The 21,779-nt window shown below is 50.9% G+C and carries 9 protein-coding genes; 4 read left to right on the plus strand and 5 right to left on the minus strand.

Features of this window, described 5'->3' with window-relative positions; genetic code table 11:
• Positions 1-287: 287 nt before the first annotated feature.
• Positions 288-1,691 carry a DHA2 family efflux MFS transporter permease subunit gene (locus tag BC349_RS17030; RefSeq protein ID WP_187257994.1) on the minus strand — a complete coding sequence of 468 codons (1,404 nt, stop codon included), beginning with the start codon at positions 1,689-1,691 and terminating at the stop codon, positions 288-290.
• A 216-nt stretch (positions 1,692-1,907) separates the two neighbouring features.
• On the opposite strand from BC349_RS17030, the gene BC349_RS17035 reads away from it, so the two are divergent.
• On the plus strand, positions 1,908-3,074 hold the full coding sequence (locus tag BC349_RS17035; protein ID WP_187257995.1) for a hypothetical protein: 1,167 nt from the start codon (positions 1,908-1,910) through the stop codon (positions 3,072-3,074).
• Positions 3,074-4,486 carry a hypothetical protein gene (locus BC349_RS17040; protein ID WP_187257996.1) on the plus strand — a complete coding sequence of 471 codons (1,413 nt, stop codon included), beginning with the start codon at positions 3,074-3,076 and terminating at the stop codon, positions 4,484-4,486. The genes BC349_RS17035 and BC349_RS17040 overlap by 1 nt, the downstream gene beginning before the upstream one ends.
• Positions 4,487-4,585: 99 nt before the next feature.
• On the opposite strand, the gene BC349_RS17045 is transcribed toward BC349_RS17040, so the two are convergent.
• The 4 genes from BC349_RS17045 to BC349_RS17060 all read right to left on the minus strand — a co-directional run bounded on the left by BC349_RS17045 (position 4,586) and on the right by BC349_RS17060 (position 10,747).
• Positions 4,586-7,624 (minus strand): efflux RND transporter permease subunit, encoded by a 3,039-nt coding sequence (locus BC349_RS17045; RefSeq protein WP_187257997.1) that lies wholly within the window; start codon positions 7,622-7,624, stop codon positions 4,586-4,588.
• Positions 7,625-7,650: 26 nt separating this feature from the next.
• Positions 7,651-8,694, minus strand: a complete 1,044-nt coding sequence (locus tag BC349_RS17050) for an efflux RND transporter periplasmic adaptor subunit (RefSeq protein ID WP_187257998.1) — start codon at positions 8,692-8,694, stop codon at positions 7,651-7,653.
• 14 nt (positions 8,695-8,708) lie between these two features.
• Positions 8,709-10,067, minus strand: coding sequence for a TolC family protein (locus BC349_RS17055; RefSeq protein WP_187257999.1), 1,359 nt, complete (start codon positions 10,065-10,067; stop codon positions 8,709-8,711).
• Positions 10,068-10,129: 62 nt separating this feature from the next.
• Positions 10,130-10,747: a TetR/AcrR family transcriptional regulator gene (locus tag BC349_RS17060; protein WP_187258000.1), complete on the minus strand. Its 618-nt coding sequence runs from the start codon at positions 10,745-10,747 to the stop codon at positions 10,130-10,132.
• A 431-nt stretch (positions 10,748-11,178) separates the two neighbouring features.
• On the opposite strand from BC349_RS17060, the gene BC349_RS17065 reads away from it, so the two are divergent.
• Positions 11,179-12,741, plus strand: a complete 1,563-nt coding sequence (locus tag BC349_RS17065; RefSeq protein ID WP_187258001.1) for a hypothetical protein — start codon at positions 11,179-11,181, stop codon at positions 12,739-12,741.
• A gap of 214 nt (positions 12,742-12,955) precedes the next feature.
• Complete coding sequence (locus BC349_RS17070; protein ID WP_187258002.1) at positions 12,956-21,652, plus strand: glycoside hydrolase family 94 protein; 8,697 nt, start codon at positions 12,956-12,958, stop codon at positions 21,650-21,652.
• Positions 21,653-21,779: the final 127 nt, after the last annotated feature.

Below are 21,779 nucleotides of genomic sequence, written 5' to 3' on the forward strand. Positions count from 1 at the left end.
CGTAATTGCGAGGCTATGATACGAATTATCTATTGCGAATGGGATTAAAAAAGGTTAAAATTGTTTTTATAACTACCATGCCTGAATCAACCATTGTTACTGCCCAAATCTTAGGCAAATCATAGAGTACCTGCGATTAAACGGTAAATCCATTTCCCGCAACTGCGCCAATAGCTTTTCGGAAGTGGAATATATTTCCAGGTCATTTGCTGATCAATTTCATAAAAATTCATTGCCCATTTAGAAGGCGTGTTCCCTCATTCCCCAAACCATTCCGGCAAAAACCATCACCCCCGGTGTCCCGAGAGTTTGGCGCCATCGGCCGGCTTCAGCTTCGCGAAGACAAGTGCCGAGAGGGCTGTAATTCCCGCCAGTATCAGAAAAGTGTATTTAAAAGTATTCACTGTGCCGCTGCCTGCCGGTTCCAGCTTCGAGAGGTTGAGCAGCAGGAAGCCCGTAAAAGATACCCCGAAACTGAAGGAGAGCTGTTGGTTCACGGCGATGACGCTGTTGGCGGCGCTTGAATTGCTTTCATCGAGGTCGGCCATGGCAATGGTGTTCATGGAGGTAAACTGCAGCGAGCTGATGGTGCCGTACACCAGCAAAAGCAGCACCATCCAGACCAGGGGGGTCTGGGCACTGATCAGTGCAAAAAGGGCCATGATGACCGCCAGTACCAGGGTGTTGGCGATGAGGGTGTTTTTATGGCCGAACCTCTTGATCACCGGCACCACGATGGGCTTGGTAAGCAGGTTGGCCGCGGCCATGGGTATCAGGATCATGCCGGCCGTGGAAGCGGGATAACCAAATCCCACCTGCAGCATCAGGGGCAGCAGGAGGGGAAATCCGCCAATGCCCAGCCTCGTGGCCAGGTTACCCGCCAGTGCCACCCGCAGGGTCCTGATCTTAAACAGGTTCAGGTTGATCAGCGGGTTGCCATCCCCCCGGGCATGGTAGATATAAAGGAGTATTAACAGCAGTGCGATGGCAAAAAACAGCGCGATATACCCCGCCCCGAGGGCGCCGCTGCTGCCGGATTCGAGGCAGAACGTCAGCAGGCTCAGGGCACCGCTGAAGAGGATAAATCCCAGGGTGTCGAAACCGCCAACGGGCTTTTTAATATTGGGCATGCCGCTGGTGGCCATCCAGATACCAAAGATCCCGATGGGGATATTGATCAGGAAGATCCAGTGCCAGGAAGCCAGTTCCACCAGCCAGCCACCGAGGGTGGGGCCGATCAGGGGTCCCACCAAACCGGGGATGACCACGAAATTCATGACCCGCATCAGCAGCTTTTTCGGGTAAGAGTAGAGGATGGCGAGGCGGGCCACGGGCACCATCATGGAGCCACCGAGACCCTGCAGGATGCGTGAGAGGATCAGTTGCGACAAGTCGCGCGAGAGGGCGCAGGCCAGGGATCCCAGCACGAATAGGGCCACTGCCACGCGGAAGACATTACTGGTGCCGAAGCGATCTGAAAGCCAGCCGCTCAGGGGTATGAAGAGGGCCAGGGTGATGGTGTAGGAAACGACGACCGACTGCATGGAAAGGGGTGAGTAACCGAGATCCGCCGCGATGGAAGGCAGGGCGGTATTCAGGATGGTGCTGTCCAGCGCCTGCATGAAAAAAGCGATGGCGGCTATCCAGGGGAGTATGGTCCTGGAGCTTTTATCGGGGGCGGGGGCTGGCATTTCGGGCAATGAAGGTAGTGGATTTTTCAGGTGGATTTTTCAGGTGTCTGACATGTGGTGTCTGACATCTGTGATTTTGAGGGTAGTAATCACACATGTCAGACACCACATGTCAGACACCTATACTTATCAAGAAAATATTTAATGGGCGCGTTTGACCATATTAAATATTTTCGCCACTTCTTCGTGTAACCATCCTGTATAATTCAACCTTAGATGAAAAAGTTCTTTCTGTTTGTAACGCTGGCACTGGCGGGCGGTATGGTCCATAGCCAGAATGTGGGTATAGGCACCAATACTCCCGAAGCCAAATTCTCCGTGGGCGCCAACTCACAGTTCCGGGTAGACGAAAACGGTAACCTGATACGCATCAACAATGTGCCGATGGCTTTTCCGGGGGTGCAGGGTGCCAACGGACAGGTGCTGGTGAACAATGGCAGCGGCGTACTGACCTGGACGAACTACGCCCCGAGCATTTGTGGCGACGGATCGGCAGGTGACCTGTTTGTGGGCACCGGGATGGTGCGCAGCCTGATGGCGAATGGTTCCGATGCTTCATTGCCCGGTGGCGCCAACCTGAACTTCAATAATATTACCATTGCCGGTACGCTGTTCATCCCCAGCGGTATGGTATTAAAGGCCAGCGGTAATGTTACCATCAATGGTATCATTGCCGTTCAGGTTCCCCCTAATAACACCATGCCCCATCCGGGTGTTTCCAATGCGGCAGCCGACCTATATTCGGGAGGTACCGGTTTGTATTTCTTCCAGGCCGCGTCGCTCGTAAAAGCACCCCTGCAATCCGGCGGCTCCGGGAAATTGCCCGTGCTGGGTGAAGGTGGCACAGGCGGGGGTGGACTCACCATCTATGCCAAAGGGAATATCACCATCGGCTCGGGTGGGTTACTGGATCTGCGAGGTCGGAATGGTGTAAACCCCCAAACCGCTGGTATTGGAATCAACGGATCAGGTGGCGGCGCAGGTGGCGTAGTGATACTGGCAGCCAAAGGAAATATCACCAACAGCGGTAATATACTGGCAACCGGCGGCAATGGTGCCAATGGTTTTAATGGAAATGGCGGCTTTGGAGAAGGTGGCGGAGGTGGCGGTGGCGGTGGCATCGTGGTGATGATCACCAACGGAACCATTAGTGCAGGTACCGTGAATGTAAATGGTGGGGCTGCAGGCAGCAATGCGGCGGCGGTATTCCCTAATACTACCATTAACTCCGGCGGTGGCGGCGGCGCCTGCGGCGGCAATGGCGGCAATGGCGGGGGAACGATTCCGGGAACCAGCGGCACGGCCACACCAGCCGCCGGCAGCGTGGGATACCTGATAAGGATCAATGCAGATATTGACCACTATATACCAGGCAGACAATAATGAAACGCAGCTTTAAACGTGGATTTTTGGGCTCGCTGTTCCTGCTGGCAGGAGCAGCTAACGGTGAGGCGCAGTTGTATAATAACGGCAGCCTGTTTATCCAGCCCGGGGCTTCGCTCTTTGTGGAAGGTGATCTCGTTAATACTTCTACCGGCAGTTTCAGCAACCTGGGACTGCTGACGGTAAAAGGTAATATCAGCAACGATGCGTTGATGACGGCCTTCACCGGATCCAAAACCATCCTGGGGGGAACGGCGGTACAAACCATCGGAGGCACAGCCCCCTTCAGGGTCACCGATATTGATATCAACAACACTGCGGGGATTTTTCTCTCCCAACAACTATACGTCACCGGTAGCCTGGCTTTTCTGGCAGGGGGAATTACGGCACCCGATGCCGGGTCAGCGGTATTCTTTGATGGCAGCGGGGTGAGTGTCAGCGGCGCCACAGATGGCCGTCATATCAACGGCTGGAGCAGCGTGGTGAACCGAACTGACTTTGAGTTTCCGATCGGAAACGGAACCAGGCTGAAACGTTTGCTGGTTAACAATATCCAGGCAAGCGCCAACCCGGTGACTGTAGTTTTCAACGGCAACAATAACAAAGCGGTTAATGGTACCAGTTATGAAACGGGATTGATCGATGTGAGCAATAACTGGTACACTATCCAGGCCCCCTCCAATACAGTGGACATCCATTTACCCGTGAACGAAGCCGACGACTACGGCAGCGCTTTGAGTATTGACTACCTGCGGGTGGTGCGAAAGGACCCGTCCATCTGGACCATCCTGCCAACTACGTTTGCGGGCACGCTGGCCGATGGCAGCATCAGCAGTGCGGCGGTTACAGGATTTGGGAGTTTCGCGTTGGGGGTTCATTCCGTTTCCCTGCCGGTTTCCTTGCTGGGATTCACCGGGAAAAAGGTTTCCGGCGGCGCAGACCTTAACTGGAAGGTTACCGGCAACGAAGATGCGGATACCTATTTCGTGGAAAAGAGCAGCGATGGGTTGAACTGGATGACAGCCGGACAGGTTCCCGCCAGAAATATTGGTTCCGACGCGAATTATGCACTGCACGATCCTTCCCCCTATATTCCGGTTACCCATTACCGTTTGCGCATTCTCGAACGGAATGGCAGGTACCATTTCAGCAAAATCGTTACGCTGCGGTTTGATGAAAGGGGACTGAGCCTCTATCCTACCCTTGTGCATACTAACGGTCCGGTTATCCGCAACCATAACGGGCGGGTGTATGAGGGATTGCTGACCGATATGTCGGGCAAGGTTTACCATCGGTTTAAGATTCTGTCGGGGACCGGTTTGGTTCCCGTGGGCGGACTGCCGGCGGGTAAATACCTGGTGGTGTTGGGTGATCCGTTACCGGTTGTGGTGCTGTCTTTTGTGAAGCAGTAGGGGGAGGGAGTTGTCTGACGTTTGCGTCCACGGTATTAAGTAATGCTAAACGTCAGACAACTTTCCCGGGACCCAAACGTCAGACAACTTTCCCAAACTTTAAACCCGCGGGGGAATCAACTTATACACCACAGGCGTTACAATACGCGACAGCAGGGTGGATGAAATCAGTCCGCCGATCAGCACCAGCGCCAGCGGCGAGATCAGCGGATTGCTGCTGAGCGCAATGGGCATCAGGCCACCGATGGCGGTCAGACTGGTGAGCACAATCGGCAGAAAGCGCAACTCACCGGCTTCACGGATGGCCTGGTCTAGCTCCATACCCTCAGCTCGCAGCTGGTTGGTGAAATCCACCAGCAGGATCGAATTCTTTACCTCTATTCCCGCCAACCCAATGAAACCAACAATGGCTACAAAGGACATGGGATTGCCGGTTGCCCATAACATCAGCACCCCGCCGATGATGCCCAGCGGGATCACCGACAATACAATCAGAGTACTCTTGAAGGTCTTGAACTCAAGGATCAGGACCATGATAAACAGGAACACGGTGGCAATGATCACGGTCAGAAAGCTGCCGCCGAAAGCTTCATTCTTACTCTGCTCTTCACCTGCCAGTTCAAGCTCATATCCCGCCGGCATTTTCAACGCAGCAGTCTTTTCCAGGAAGGCTTTGGTGATATTCTGCGCCAGCACACCCTTCTCCGTAAAAGCGTTGAGCAAAACAAATCGTTTTTTGTCGAGATGCCGGATAGTGGTGGGACTCGTTTCAAATTCCAGTTGGGCGATCTGGCTCAAAGGCACCGGCACACCCATGGCATTGTTCACAAAGATGGCATTGAATTGCTGCAGGGTAGCATATTTATCGCGCGGCGCATTCACCATGATATCAAATTCATCGCCGTTTTCATCGGTGTACTTACCCACATCTATACCCGAAATTGCAAGTCTCACGGTACGGTCAATATCCGCGGTCTGGATGCCCAGGGCCCGCGACTTCTCCGTATTGATCCGCAGCCTTATATCCGATTTTAAGACATCCACTTCATTCTTCACGTAAATGGCGCCGGGAATGGATTTCAACAGGGCTTCACCCCTGCCAGCCAAAGCCCGCAGGGTGTCTAGATTATCGCCTTTGATCCGGATGGATACCGGCGCGTCTATCTGCGGTCCCTGCTCAAAATCCTTTACCTCGATCCTGGCACCTGCCACAGACAGGAAACGGGCTCTGAGTTTTTCAATGAGTTCGATTTTTTTTGCTGGATTGGTACCGTCCTGCAACTGCACATAAAACTGTGCATGGTCGGGCTTCTCATTTTCAGGTATCTCGTTGTAGTATATGCGCGGATTTCCCTTGCCTACGTTGGTGGTGTAATACCGGATCAAAGGCTCCTTCTTCAACTCCCCTTCCACCAACCGGGCCATGCGATCGGTTGCCTCGAGATTACTCTGCAGGGGCATGTTCACATTCACCAGGAACTGAGGCTTCTCCGATGCGGGAAACAAACTGAATCCCATCACTTTAATGATTGCCAGTGATCCGCCAAAGAGCAGAAAAGCAATGAACAGGGTGAGCCAGGGCCGCTTCAGTGCACGCTCCAGCAGTTTGGAATAACTGCCGCTGATGAGTTTTTTCAATCCGCGCAGGAAGATATTTCCCTCGGGGTTGTGATCTGTTTTGAAAACCTTACTCGCCATAAAGGGAACGATGGTCAGGGACACCAACATCGATGCAAATACCGAGAATATAACGGCCATGGGTAACCCACGAATGAATTCACCTGAGGCTTCCGGCATGAAAACCAGTGGCAGAAAGGCGATGATGAGTGTAGCGGTACACCCCAGCACTGCCAGGCCGATTTGTTTGGTTGCTTCGATCACTGCGAACTGTTTGCTATGCCCCCCACGTAACCAGCGTTCGATATTTTCCACCACCACAATACTGTCGTCCACCAGCAGTCCCAGCGCTACTACCAGTCCCACAATACTCAACTGGTTCAGGGAAAATCCCATGGCATTGAGCATCACGATACCAATGCCCAGCGACAGGGGGATGGCGACCATGACCACTGCGGAAGCCCGCCATCCCAGGGGTACAAGGGTGATCAGCACCAGACCGATCGCGATCAGGAAATCAATACCCAGTCCGCCCAACCGCCTGTTCACATTATCCGCCTGGTCGAAATGGCGAACCAGCTCAATATTGGCAGGCAGTTTTTTCTCAAATGCTTCAATCACCGGCAGGTAAGCCTCCTGCGTTTTGCCGATATTCTCTCCGCTTTTTTGTGCCGCCGTAACCAGCGCAGCACGATGCCCGTTGAGCCTTGTAAGATGTTTTTCTTCCTTATAATGGAACTGCACATCTGCCACATCTTTCAGGTAAACAATCTTGCCATTGGCGGAGAAAACAATGGTGTGCTGAATTTCTTCCAGGCTCTTATACTTGCCGCTGGTCTTCACGTTGAAGGTCTTGGTTCCCGCACGGATATTGCCTGCCGGTATATTGGCGGCCTCGCTCTGGATACTGCCGATCACATAATTAACCGGGATCTTCATTTGCGCGATCTTATCCAGCCTGAGGTCCACCCGAACAACCTGGTCCGGCACGCCCCAGTAAGAAACCTTCTTCAGGCTTTTGATTTTTTCCAGGTCCTCCTTGAGCAGTTCAGCATAAAATTTCATCCGCTCATCGGAGGCGTTCTCTGATACCAGTGCCAGTTGCAATACACTTACATCTGTTGGTGTAACCTTTTTCACCTCGATGCTGTATAGGTCGGCAGGCAGTTCCGGCCGCAGGGCATTGATCTCGCGAACCAGTTCCTGGTATTTCGTTTCTACATCCACGTTATACTTGTATTCCACCATGATCAGCGCCACACCATCATCGATTTTGGTAAGCACCCGTTTTAGGTTTTCCAGTTCGCTTACTTTTTTCTCGATGGGTTTTACCACCAGTTCTTCCATGTCTTTGGGACTGGTACCGGGATATAGGACAACAATTGGGTATTGGGGTGGACTGATCTCAGGATCCTCCGCCCGGGGCATGTTTAGCATGGTGGTTAGGCTCACCACCACTACCATCAGGAATACAACCAGCGTGAACTGGTAATGTTTTACAAAAAATGCAGTGATACGCATAGGAATGAGTTTGGCTGGCAGGAGAATTATTTTTGAACTGATATGGCGGACCCGTCAGCCAGGTATGGGCTTCCGGAACTGACCACAAATGCATGTCCTTCCAGTCCGGCGCTTATATATGCCTGTTGGTCGTCAAAAGAAGCGATGGTTACTTCTACTTTCTTTACTGTTTTGCTGTCATCGCTCACAAATACGAAACCCGTCTTGCCATTGGCCTCCAGCAAGGCTTCATAGGGTATTCGGAAACCCGCAGCCATTTGTAAAGGTGTAATGGATGCTGTTCCAAACATGCCCACGGCAGGTTGCTGCGTTCCGAAATCCACCTGCATTTCAACCTGGAAGGAACCACTTACAGGGTCTGCCGCCAGGGCTTTTTTACTGATCACTGCGGGAAATGTTTGTCCGGGGTAGGCATCAAATTGTACTGAGGCCTTATTCCCTGTTGCAACGGCCGCCCAGTCCTGGTCAGACAATCCGGCTTTCAGAATCCATTTACTGCTGCCGGAAGAAGCGTTCATAAAAAGCACCGGGTTGCCTGGTCCCGTCAGCTCACCCACGTTGGCCAGCTTACGAACAATGAAGCCATCTGCCGGCGCATATATCTTCGAATATTGCTGGTTGAAACTGGCCTGCTGCAAATTCTGGCGCGCGATCTCCATCCCGGTTTTTGCATTCTGTAACTGCTCCAGGGTGGCCACACTGTCCTTGTAGAGATTGGACGCCCGCTGGTAATCCCGCTCTGCTTTTTCCACTGCCAGTTGCACTTGTTGCACCTGTGCGGAGATCTCGGTGGATTTCAGAGTGGCCAGTAGCTGTCCCTTCCGCACCCGGTCGCCCTCCTTCACGGTAATACTTTCAATAACTCCTCCGATCTTGAAGGAAAGGCGTGCTTCATTTTCTGTGGACAATAATCCCGAAACTGAAATGGTCGTTTGTCCCGAGTCGCGGTTTATTGGAACCAGTTTGACTGGTATCACCCCTTTGCCTAAATCTGAGGTTTTCTCTTCCGGCTTACTGCCGCATGATTGCAACAGGACAGTCATTCCGAGAAGCATCAGTAACTTATTCATATGAGTTGGTTTATTTATTGAAAGGAATAGGATGCGGACTGGCGCTCGTAATCAGCCATTGCTGCGAATACTTTATATGTGTTGATGGTTACCTGCAGTTGGGCGTTGGTAAGCTGTGTACGGGCATCCAGGAATTCGATGAAATTATTGACCCCTTCTTTATAACCTCGGTCGATCAGCTTGAAGTATTGCCTTGCGGAAGACTCCTGCCTGAGGGCGGTGCGGTAACTGCTGTTTGCGGTGTTGATGGCATTGCGGCTCACGAATGCAGCAAGCTGCAATTGCTGCTGGGCCTGGTCGGTAGTCAGTTGCAGGGAGCGTCCATCCAGCCTGGTTTGTTCGATTGTGTACAGGTTGCGTTTACCGGTGAAAATGGGGAAATTCAATTGCAATCCCCCCAGGTAAAAAAAGGATTTGCGCTTCAGTTCAAAATCAAATCCCTGCGCGGCGAGGTCGAGGAATGCATTAAGCCTGGGTACGCGGAACGATTGGTTCATTTTGAGCACCTGCTGGTTGATATCACGTGCTATGGACAGTTTTTTCAGTTCCTCGCGGCGACTGACATCATTGATTTCGGTTGATGGTAACTGTAATAGGGCCTGGTTGATATCGGGTTCGGTTATCGCAATGGTATCAGTCAGTGGTTTATTCAGCAGGAAATTGAAATAGGCTTTCGCGTTCTGCCGGTCGTTGGAAGCACTTCGTAACTGGTTCTCCACCTGCATCAGTTCACTTTCCGCACGCGACACATAAGCCGGCAAACCCTTTCCGTTGGCGAGCATGGACTGGTTTACCCGAAGGTTCTCACGTACAACCAGCAATGCATTGTCATATATAACAATCGCCTTCGATGCCGCCAGGTAATTGAAATAAGCAGTTTTGACATCGCGGACCAGTTCCCTTTTATAGATGTCGATCTCATTGTGCTGCAGGGCCACCTGCTTTTCCTGGATAGCCCTGTTGATTTTCAGCTCCGGGTTGTACAGGGGCATGCTGGTCCTGATCCGCAGGTCGTAGAAATTATTCGGGTTGAATTGCTCCGACACATTACTGATGGTGGGAAAGTTATTGCTGCCCGTCAACTCGTTGAGGGTTTTATATACCGGATTCATCAGGTCGCCCACCGGGATATCAATCGTGCGGCCCCCTTTCGACAACAGGTACTGTGCCTCGAAGCGGGTAGTGGGCAGGAAAAGCGAGCGGGCCGTCTTTAATGCAAGCAGGCTTTTCTCCAGTGAAATGGTCTTCTCTTTTAATACCAGATTGTTGCGGAGCGCTTCCTCCAGGTATTGTGGCGGGATATCGTTGGCGGCGGCCAGCGACTGCCATCCAAGCAGCAGCCATCCCGCCATTATGAACTTTTCAAGCTTCATAATAATGGTTTAATAATCAATGTATATTTATTGAACACTGTTCAGTATTGTGGCAAAAAAAATCACAATTTCTCCAGCATGCTGATTAATATTTTATACCCGTTGTCCATCAGGTCAATCGGTTCCAGGTTTTCATTGTGGTAGGCTTTGCAACGTTCGCGGCAGTATAGGGCACTCATTCCATGTACCGTGGACCAGATGGTGAAGGAGAGGTAATTGATATCCTGCCCCTTAAACCTTCCTCTTTCCTGGCATTGTGCCAGGATGACTTTGAGGAAATTCATGGTCTGGTGGCCCATATGCCATTCTTCATCTTCTTCCTCGTGCTTGATGGGTGCCTGCATGATAAACATGAGGTCATAGAAATCCTTGTTGTTGCGGGCAAATTCGAGATAAACCAGTCCCAGCGCCTTCAGTCGCTCGAAGGGATCAGCCACATGCTGCAGGGGCTGCATCTTATCCAGCATCCGCCGGAATCCCTCCTCGTGCAATGCATGGAAGATATCATCCTTGTCCTTGAAATAGGTATAAATGGTACCCGGACTGTATTCTATCTTCTCCGCGATATTGCGGATACTGGCTTCGAAATAGCCCTTTTCCAGGAAAATTGTCCGGGCTGCGTCGAGAATCAGCTCCCGCATCTTTTCCTTTTCCCTTAGTTTCCTGGCGGCGATGGTCATGCTTTAAGTTTACACGTCAAAAATATTGAACACTGTTCAGCCAGCAAAATATTTTTCGTCCGGATTGGCCGCGCTCCCCCCTCACCCGTCGGGTGCCACCCGACGGGTGAGGGGGGAGCATCTTGTCATAAATGCTTGAAAATGTCCCAGTATTACCGTCGGGTATTGCAGCCGGTATTGCTGAACACCCCGATCCACCCGTCGGGTGGCACCCGACGGGTGAAAGAAATGGCCGACGGGTGAAAGAAATGCAAATTTTATTAAAGGCTCACACCAAAATGTAAGCTCCGGCATGCCACCGGGGTCTAGGTTTGCAATTGATTATTAATATGCCCGGAATGTGAAATGTTTGTTAAGTACAATTTCCTACCCAACCCTTTCATCTCTTTCGGAGGTATCTGTAGCAGAAACTAAATCCTAAAAAAGTTTATATGAAAAGTTTAATTTATTCCAGGCTCTCCATTTTAGCATTGTTCGTACTCTTTCTTGTTGGTTGCAGCAAGGATGATGTGGTACAACCCGGCAATGGTGGTAACGGCGGCAATCCGATTCCTTCGCCAGTTAATGGCGAGTTCCGTTTTATGGTGGCAGGCCTCCCGGGAGAACAGGCTGTTATCAGTGGTTTATCAGCTGTAGTAAATGTAGTGGACAGTCTGCAGCGTCCGGTCTGGACCAGCAAGAAACTGGCCTTAACTTATGATGGTAAATACCGCTCAGAATTGCTATCGCTGAAACAGGACAATTACAGGATCTCAAGCTTCCTTATTACTGACAGTTCAGGAAAAGTAAGGTTCATCATCCCGATGGCCAACTCTGCCAAAGCTTCGCTGGTAAAGAATCCACTTGCGCATGCACTACCCATATTGAAGCAGTCAGCAGGGGAACAGGCACTGGAAGTAGCGCGTATTGCCCCAGGTGATAAGCCGGAAGCATTTGGATATCCGGCCGGCACATTTGAAACGGTGGAGGAAACCCCCGCCCAAAAATACCTGAAGATTCTGGTACAGCCCCTGATTAAGATTGGGGATATAGTTTATGACAGCATTCCGGTTTCCTACCAGCTCACTACCTGGGATTCAGCCGGACAGGCTAGTATGCAAATGGGTTATTTTGTGCCGGGCAGGAATGAATTATCCCTCCTGAAATCCGCATCCAGATACAACCTCAAGGTGATCAAATGGGGAACTTCTGACGAGATCACACTCAGGCCTGCCGATGTGCAGGAAGGCACTGTATACTCACTTGGCGGCAGCAGGGCAGCAAAAAAGCTACGTTCCGAACTGACTTATAAACTGGAAAACGGGACTTCCAAACCCGAAACCCGTGCGGTTTATGAATATGAAAATGATGGAAGACTGTCGCAGGTGGTTCATTACCTTAAAAGAGCTGACAATACAACCTATATCGATATGACGGAAAAGTTTGAGTACAATGGCTTCCGGAAACCTGCTAAAATTAAACGTTACAATACCAACAATGAACTGATCAGGGAAAGCGCATTTGTTTATGGCAATGAAGGCAGGGTGTCTGAAATGACCGTGCTGGAGAGCGGTGTACGTACAACCGCCAGGGTTGGATACAGCTCAAAGCCGGGGAATACAGGTATCACCGGCAATTATGAAGTGAATACCCGGTACGAATACAGCAACAGCAATATAACCACTAACTATACCATGAGTTTTGTTGGTGGAAACAATTTGACCGATGCCGCCACGACTTCAAACCACAACAGTGAGCTCGGTTCCTACCAGTATGATTTCAATATCAACCCTTATATCCACCTGAACCGTCCGGATTTATTAATGCCGGAGCACTCCCGTCACAATGCAACCGTCGAAGTGAAAACATACCATGGGTCCTATCCCATTGCCGTGGCCTATGATTTCGTGTATAAGTATGACGCTGACGGTTACCCGATGGAAGTAGTAAAGAGTTATAAATCCTATTTAACCGGACAGTTTTTATACAAGATCAGGACGGTATATAATTACTGATAGACGGATTAAAAAGCCGGTTTCCCCCTTCACCCGTCGGGTGCCACCCGACGGGTGAAGGGGGAAACCGGCTTTTTGTTTGCCCAATATCAAATACTGGTTTCCCTTCCGATTTCGGTACATTTGGGTATCCAGCCTTTTGTTTTTCCGTTCCTGTCAATTTTCCGGCTCAGCTCCGCCAGTCCGTATTTTCTGATAAAATTAACCGCTCTTTATGAAGGTGTCTACGAATACGGTTTATGACCTCCTGGTCAGGATGAGGCAGTACTTCATTTCAGGTGATTCTATTAAATACTATTCACCGGATGCTCCCCTGCGGTCTGAGTTGTTCAATTCCGACCAGATGGAAAAGCAGGGTGGCATTGTGGCTGCTTCTCACCGCCTGGCAGCAGGGAAGGCCCCGGACCAGTTGCTGAAAAGACTGGCCGAAAATGAAAAGATCCTGCTGGAAGTCAGGAACCTCCTGAGCGATACCTTAAAGTCCAAACGATTTATTACTCCCGCCGGAGAATGGTTGCTCGATAACTTTTACCTGATCGAAGAACAGATCGTTATCGGGAAAAAGCACCTGCCCAAAGGATACAGCCAAAGCCTGCCTCGCCTGTCCAATGGCCCATCAGCGGGACTTCCCAGGGTTTATGATATTGCGCTGGAAATCATCTCGCACAGCGACGGCCGCATAGATCTTAAAAGCCTGATCCGGTTTGTAGCCGCTTATCAGTCTGTAACCAAACTGAAACTGGGAGAACTCTGGGCCATTCCCATTATGTTGCGGCTGGCGCTGATTGAAAACCTGCGCCGGGTTTCGACCCATGTGGCAATGGATAAAATCGACCAGAACCTGGCCGATTACTGGGTGGAGGAAATGATGGCCACAGCCGAAAAAAATCCGCGTAACCTGATCCTGCAGATTGCAGATATGGCAAGGTCCAAGCCGCCGTTGAACAGTGCCTTCGTGGCTGAATTCACCCGAAGATTGCAAGGTAAGGGACCCAACCTGGCCCTGCCACTCACCTGGCTGGAACAGGAGTTGTCAGAACACGGTTTTACCAGTAACGAGCTGATACATATCGAAAACCAGAACCAGGCTTCCTGCCAGGTTTCCATGAGTAACAGTATCAACAGCCTCCGCTTCCTGAGTACCACCAACTGGCAGGAATTTGTTGAAACACTCAGCACGGTTGACCAGGTTCTAAGGGAAGACCCCGAAGGCACCTACTCAGAAATGGACTTTAATACGCGCGACGAATACCGGCATGTGGTCGAAAACATCGCCAAAAAAAGCCCCTTTTCAGAATATGAGATCGCCTTGGCAGCACTGGAGCTAACCAGGGCCAATACTACAGATCCGCATAAACCCAAAAAGCTATCCCATATCGGCTACTACCTGATTGACAAGGGTGTGGCTGAGCTGAAAAAGAAGGTAGGGATGAAGCCCGGTATTTCGGAAAGCCTGAATGAATATGTAGCACGGCATCCGGTCAGTTTCTATACCATTTCACTTTTCATAGTTTCGGCACTGCTCACATCCGGCTTTACCTACCTTGCCTGGTATCCGGCAATGAACTACTGGTTATTGGTCCCGGTTACATTATTCAGCCTTTTTGCGACCAGCCAGTTCGCCGTATTATTCGTCAACTGGGTATCCACCCTGCTGGTTAAGCCGAAAGCCCTGCCCCGCATGAATTTTGTAAAGGGAATTCCGGCGGAATCGCGAACCCTGGTAATAGTTCCCACCATGCTCACGAATGCTGCGGGTATTGATTCACTGCTGGAGGGACTTGAAATCCGTTACCTGGCCAACATTGACGAAAACCTGCACTTTGCATTGCTCACTGATTTTACCGACGCGCCACAGCAGCAGGAACCTGAAGACGAAAATTTGCTGCAGCTGGCAGCCAATGGGATAGAAAGCCTGAACAACAAATACAGTCGCGAAAAAAGCGACATTTTTTTCCTCCTGCACCGTCCCCGTACCTGGAATGCCGGGGAAAACTGCTGGATGGGTTATGAACGCAAAAGGGGTAAACTCGGGGCGCTCAATGAGCTGATCAGGCTTGGAAAAACAGACAGTTTTTCACTGATCGTTGGCCACCTGGGTGTGCTCACCAATGTTAAATACGTCATCACCCTGGATACCGATACCCAGCTACCCAGGGAAACCGTTTGGAAAATGGTGGCAACCATTGCACACCCCCTGAATGAACCCATATACAGTATCCGCAAAGCAAGGATCATCGAAGGATATGGGATACTGCAGCCCAGGGTGGCTGTAAGCATGCCAGGTAAAAACAGTTCTTTCTATTCCCGCTTACACGCCATGGACGCGGGACTGGATCCATATACCCGGGTAAGCTCGGATGTTTACCAGGACCTGTTCCGGGAGGGTTCCTTTATAGGCAAAGGAATTTACCAGGTAGAAACTTTTGAAAGAACCCTGGCCCATCGTTTCCCCGAAAACAGGATACTTAGCCATGACCTGCTGGAAGGCTGCCATATCCGGTCCGGTCTGCTCAGTGATGTCCAGCTGTATGAAGCCTACCCCAATTCCTATATGGCCGATGTCAAACGCAGGCATCGCTGGATCAGGGGCGACTGGCAGATACTTTCCTGGATATTCCCTTATGTTCCGGTCACCGAAAACCAAGTTGAAAGAAACCGCTTATCCATTCTGTCGATCTGGAAAATTTTCGATAACCTGCGGCGCAGCCTGGTTTCTCCCGCCTTTCTCATCCTGTTTTTGGTCGGATGGCTTTTGCTTCCCAATGGCATGGTTTGGACGGCGGCATTGATCGTGCTGAGGTTCCTGCCGGATACGCTACAGGTGGGCTGGGAGTTACTCCACCAGCCGGAAGAAATCAGCCGGTATGAACATTTCAAGGAATCATTCCGTAAAGCCAACTCCGGTTTTTTATTACAGGTGTTCTCCCTGAGCGCACTGCCTTTTGAAGCCTGGTACACCCTTGATGCCATCACCCGTTCCCTCTGGAGAATGTGGGTGTCAAAAAAACACCTGCTGGAATGGACTCCTTCGGGATCAGACCATCTGCCCTCAAATGCCTCCCTGCCCGGAACCTATCTTGCCATGTGGAGTTCGCCCCTGGTGGCGATTGCAGGCACCCTGAGCCTGGCATGGTACAATCCCCTTACACTGCTGGTAGCAGCCCCCGTGTTGATACTCTGGTTGGTGTCGCCGGCCCTGGCCTGGAAGATCAGCCTTCCGCTGGAACCCAAAAAAGTATCATTGAGTGAAGAAAAGCAGGTATTTCTTAAAAAGCTTGCCAGGAGAACCTGGGGATATTTTGAACAATTTGTAAATGCAGGTGAGAACTGGCTTCCCCCTGATAATTTCCAGGAGCACCCGATTGGTGTGGTTGCCCACCGGACATCCCCCACCAATATTGGTCTCTCGCTTTTATCAAACCTGTGTGCCTTTGATTTCGGATTCATTCCGGCCGGAGAACTGATCAACCGAACCAATAATACACTGGAAAGCATGCAGCGCCTGGAAAAATACAGGGGGCACCTGTTCAACTGGTATGACACCATCACCCTGCATCCCCTTTATCCGCGTTATATTTCCTCCGTAGACAGCGGGAACCTGGCCGGCCATCTCGTTACCCTGAAACAGGGATTACTTCAGTTACCCAGGGGCCATATTGTTTCCCCTCTTGTTTTCGAAGGCATCCGGATCACCTACCTTGTTCTGCTGGAAGACCTGGGAGACCAATCCTTCCATGCTCTTCAAAAGTTCGGTACCGAGCTGGCTGCTGCCGCTGCAAAGAAATCACCTTGCCTCAGAACCATCAAGACCTCTCTATACAACCTGGCGGCATGCATGGAGTTACTAAACGAGGAAATCAATTCGGAGATACCTGATGATGCCAGTTGGTGGATAGACTCACTGAACAGGCAAATCAAGTCCGCCACCGATGACCTGGTATTCATTGCACCCTGGCTGATCCTGCCGGCCATACCGGCTTCGTTCCCGGAATTAGAGGAACTGGAAACGATGAAATGCCTGCAGGAACTGGCCAATGCGGATATGGAATATGACCCCGTCATCCGGTTATATGAAACCCCGGAACTCGCCGGTGAAGATTTCCAATGGCTGAAGAAACTGCAAACCTGCCTGAAAACTGGCAGTGACCGGGTTAATGAAAGAATGGTTATGATCGAAAGAATGCAGGTGGCCTGCGAGCAACTGGCCGACATGGACTATGATTTCCTGTATGACAAATCAAAACATTTACTGAGCATAGGTTTCAATGTGGAGGAGAACCGGCGCGACCAGGCCTATTACGACCTGCTGGCATCCGAGGCAAGGCTGGCAACATTTGTGGCTATCTCGCAGGGCAAATTACCCCAGGAAAGCTGGTTTGCCATGGGCAGGCTGCTGACCAATCCGGGCTTTGATCCCGTATTGCTCTCCTGGAGCGGCTCCATGTTTGAATACCTGATGCCCCTGCTGGTAATGCCTACCTATGACAATACCCTGCTGGACCAGACCATGAAGTCTGCGGTGGAAAGGCAGATTGAATATGGTAAATCGAGGGATCTGCCCTGGGGCATTTCTGAATCGGGGTATAATATGGTGGATGTAAATATGAATTACCAGTACAAGGCATTCGGTGTTCCCGGACTGGGATTAAAAAGAGGCCTGGGAGATGACAGGGTGATAGCGCCGTATGCTTCTGTAATGGCCCTGATGGTGGAACCCGAGGACTCCTGTGAAAACCTGGTCAGATTAACGGAAGACGGTTTCCTGGGAAGGTATGGATTCTTTGAAGCCATTGATTATACCGGCAGCAGGATTCCCAGGGGCCAGTCGCATGTGGTGATCCGTTCCTTTATGGCGCATCATTCTGGCATGAGTCTGCTTTCGCTCGCTTATCTCCTGCTTAATAAGCCCATGCAGCAAAGGTTTACAGCTGAACCACAGTTCCAGGCCACACTGTTGTTATTGCAGGAACGCATACCGAGGGCCACCATATTCTACGCACATACTGCTGACCTGACAGAAACGCCCGTGCAGCCGGTGGAACATGAAATGCGGGTCATCAATACCCCTAATACTCCGGTTCCCGAAATACACCTCATGTCGAACAGCAAATACCAGGTGATGGTTACCAATTCGGGAGGAGGCTACAGCCGCTGGAAGGATATTTCGGTTACCCGTTGGCGGGAGGATGGAACCTGCGACAACCGGGGTGTATTCTGTTATATCAGGGATATTGAATCGGGATTGGTATGGTCGAATACCTACCAGCCGGTGAAAGCGGAACCCAAATCATTCAATGCCGTTTTCACGCAGGGGCATGCAGAATTTCGCCGGCGCGATGACGGATTTGAAACCAAAACAGATATTGTCGTATCACCTGAAGATGATGTTGAAATTCGCAGGATCCGCATCACCAATAAAAGCACGGGTAATAAAACCCTCGAATTGACCAGTTATGCAGAAGTGGTACTGGCGCCGGCCGCCGCCGATGCGGCTCATCCAGCCTTCAGCAATCTTTTTGTCCAGACCGAGATCCTGGCCCGGTATCCTGCCATCGTTTGTACCCGGCGACCCCGCTCCATCCATGAAATGCCACCCTGGATGTTTCACCTGATGACGGTACAGGGTACTGAATCAATCGCCGTATCTTTTGAAACCGACCGGATGAAATTCATCGGCAGGAACCAGCATTTGTCCAATCCAAAGGCCATGCAGGGCAACCAGCAGCTGTCAGACTCTGCGGGTTCGGTGCTGGATCCCGTGGTAGCGATCCGTCACCGGATCATAATCAAACCCAACCAAACCGCTGAAGTGGACCTGGTATTCGGCATCGGCGAAACCCGTCCGGCTTGCATGGAACTGCTGGCAAAATACCGGGACAGGCACCTCAAGAACAGGGCATTTGAACTGTCCTGGACCCATAGCCAGGTGTTGTTACGACAGATCAACGCAAACGAAGCAGACGCGCTTTTATTCAACAAAATTGCGGGGTCCATTGTCTTTTCAAACCCAGCCCTGCGGGGCGATTCCACTATCATCAAAAACAATCGCCGCGGCCAGCCCGGACTCTGGAGTTATTCTATTTCGGGTGACCTTCCCATTTTATTGCTGCACATTAATTCCCTCGAAAATATTGCGCTGGTGAAGCAACTGGTACAGGCACACGCTTTCTGGCGATTAAAGGGATTGGCCGTGGACCTCGTGATCTGGAATGAGGACCATGGAAGTTACCGGCAGGCCCTGCATGACCAGATATTGGGACTGATAACAGCTTCAGGAGGTTCCTACCTGTCTGATAAACCAGGCGGTATTTTTGTGAAGGCGGCAGACCAGATACCCGCGGAAGACAGGATACTTCTGCAGACAGTAGCCAGGATTGTGATAAGCGACACGAAAGGGAGCCTTGCTGAACAAATCAACCGAAGGGTTTTGGGAAAAATACAGCCGCTTTTACTGACGCCGGCTAAACCTTACAAACCCATGAGGGAAAATCCCATTGAACTGCCGGAAGACTGCCTGTTCCACAACGGTTCAGGCGGATTCCGGTCAGACGGGAAAGAATACCTGATACTACGTAATGCCGCCAAAAGTACGCCTGCCCCCTGGGTAAATGTGCTCGCCAATCCGAATTTTGGTACAGTCATTTCTGAAAGTGGAGGAGCCTATACCTGGGCGGTTAACGCCCATGAATACCGGATAACACCATGGGACAATGATCCCGTAAGTGACACATCGGGAGAAGCATTTTACCTGCGTGATGAAGAAACCGGTCAGTTCTGGAGTCCGGCACCCTGGCCTGCAGAGAGCAATGCCACTTATTTAACCCGCCACGGATTCGGCTATAGTGTTTTTGAATGCCGGAATGATGGCATTCACTCCGAAATGAGTATTTATGTTGACCTGGAAGAACCGGTAAAATTCATCGTGCTAAAAATCAGTAACAGGTCCGGAGCCTTCCGGAAATTATCCGCAACCGGATTCATGGAGCTGGTATTGGGTGACCTGAGGCCAAAAAACATGATGCATATCACCACCGACATTGATCCGGAAACTGGTGCCATCCTGGCCAGGAACCGCTACAATTCAGTATTTGGGGAAAGGGTTTCATTTTTTGATACCGATGAAACAAGCATCAGTATTACCTGTGACCGCGGTGAATTCATTGGAAGAAATGGCAGCCTGCAATCACCTGAAAGCATGCGAAGGGTGAAGCTATCCGGCAAAACCGGCGCCACCCTGGATCCCTGTGCCGCAATCCAGGTGCCCTTTAATCTCTACGACGGACAGGATCGTGAAATTATTTTCAGGTTGGGATCAGGTGCAGGTGAAGCAGATGCCATCCGCCTGCTGCAAAAATTCAGGGGACCCCAGGCCGCTGACCAGTCGCTGAATGAAGTAAAGGATTTCTGGACAGCCACCCTTGGCGCCATCAGGATAAATACTCCCGACACGGCATTGAACCTGTTGGCCAACGGTTGGCTCATTTACCAAACCCTCGCCTGCAGGATCTGGGCCAGGAGCGGATTCTACCAGTCTGGTGGGGCCTATGGCTTCCGCGACCAGCTACAGGATGTTTTGGCATTGATCCCGACAAAACCCCAGATCACCCGTCAGCAGATCTTATTGGCGGCATCCAGGCAATTTGCCGAGGGCGACGTACAACACTGGTGGCATCCGCCGGAAGGCAGGGGTGTAAGGACCCGATGCTCAGACGACTACCTCTGGCTGCCATTTGTAAGTGCCCGTTATGTTAAAGCTACCGGCGACAGAACCATACTGCTGGAAAAAGTGAACTTCCTCGAAGGGCGTTTTTTGAATATTGAAGAGGAGTCCTATTATGATATGCCCATTCAATCGGGATTTTCAGACACCATTTATAACCACTGTGTAAGGGCTATACAACACGGATTGCGCCTGGGTGAAAACGGTTTGCCCCTGATGGGATCCGGCGACTGGAATGATGGCATGGACCAGGTGGGTATCCATGGAAAGGGTGAAAGTGTTTGGCTGGGCTTCTTTCTGTATACCGTACTCACGCAGTTCCGCGAACTGGCAGTTATGATGAATGATACAGCCTTTGAAGCCCTCTGTATTGAAAAAGCTGCCGCGCTGAAGATTGCCTTAAACGAAAATGCCTGGGATGGCCAGTGGTACCGTCGCGCCTATTTTGATGATGGCACTCCCTTGGGATCCTCACAAAATGAAGAATGCAGCATTGATTCCATTTCCCAGAGCTGGGCAGTGCTCTCCGGGGCAGGTGAAAGCGATAAGATCGTTACGGCAATGGAATCTGTCAACCAACATCTGGTAAACAGGAAAGCAGGAATAATACAATTGCTTGATCCTCCTTTTGATACATCCAGCCTTAACCCGGGGTATATCAAGGGATATGTACCGGGGGTGCGGGAAAACGGCGGGCAGTATACACATGCGGCCATCTGGACAATGATGGCATTTGCAAAACTGGGCGATAAGGAAAGAGTGTGGGAATTGTTTTCCATGATCAATCCGGTTATCCATGGACAATCCGAGCCGGAAATCCAATCTTATAAGGTAGAGCCATATGTGGTGGCTGCGGATATTTATGGCAGGGAACCGCATGCCGGAAGAGGTGGCTGGACCTGGTATACCGGTTCTGCTGGCTGGATGTACCAGTTTATCCTTGAATACCTGTTGGGATTGGAGCTGGTAGGGGATAGATTGATCTTTCGCCCATGCATACCCGATGTATGGCCTGCTGTTGAAATCAGCTATCCTTACGGCAGCAGCAGTTATTCCATTCGGTACCGCAGGGTAGCTGAACCATCCGAAACGCCGGCATTACTACTCGACAACAAAATTATGGACGGGAATTTCATTCCGTTAATGGATGATGGCGCCATACATACGGTTGAACTGATCATGGAATAGCACCGGCATCGATTGCCCTTTCCTCCCTCACCCGTCAGGACTTTCCTCACCCGTCGGGTGGCACCCGACGGGTGAGGGTATCATCGAAACATATCTGTTTGAAAATGTTATAGTTCTGCCAGTGGAT

It is taken from the genome of Flavihumibacter stibioxidans (assembly GCF_014332695.1).
GTDB lineage: Bacteria > Bacteroidota > Bacteroidia > Chitinophagales > Chitinophagaceae > Flavihumibacter > Flavihumibacter stibioxidans.

Excerpts from the sequence above, each read along its gene's own strand:
- BC349_RS17030 (WP_187257994.1), bottom strand. The coding sequence starts at position 1,691 with ATGCCAGCCCCCGCCCCCGATAAAAGCTCCAGGACCATACTCCCCTGG.
- BC349_RS17035 (WP_187257995.1), top strand. The coding sequence starts at position 1,908 with ATGAAAAAGTTCTTTCTGTTTGTAACGCTGGCACTGGCGGGCGGTATG.
- BC349_RS17040 (WP_187257996.1), top strand. The coding sequence starts at position 3,074 with ATGAAACGCAGCTTTAAACGTGGATTTTTGGGCTCGCTGTTCCTGCTG.
- BC349_RS17045 (WP_187257997.1), bottom strand. The coding sequence starts at position 7,624 with ATGCGTATCACTGCATTTTTTGTAAAACATTACCAGTTCACGCTGGTT.
- BC349_RS17050 (WP_187257998.1), bottom strand. The coding sequence starts at position 8,694 with ATGAATAAGTTACTGATGCTTCTCGGAATGACTGTCCTGTTGCAATCA.
- BC349_RS17055 (WP_187257999.1), bottom strand. The coding sequence starts at position 10,067 with ATGAAGCTTGAAAAGTTCATAATGGCGGGATGGCTGCTGCTTGGATGG.
- BC349_RS17060 (WP_187258000.1), bottom strand. The coding sequence starts at position 10,747 with ATGACCATCGCCGCCAGGAAACTAAGGGAAAAGGAAAAGATGCGGGAG.
- BC349_RS17065 (WP_187258001.1), top strand. The coding sequence starts at position 11,179 with ATGAAAAGTTTAATTTATTCCAGGCTCTCCATTTTAGCATTGTTCGTA.
- BC349_RS17070 (WP_187258002.1), top strand. The coding sequence starts at position 12,956 with ATGAAGGTGTCTACGAATACGGTTTATGACCTCCTGGTCAGGATGAGG.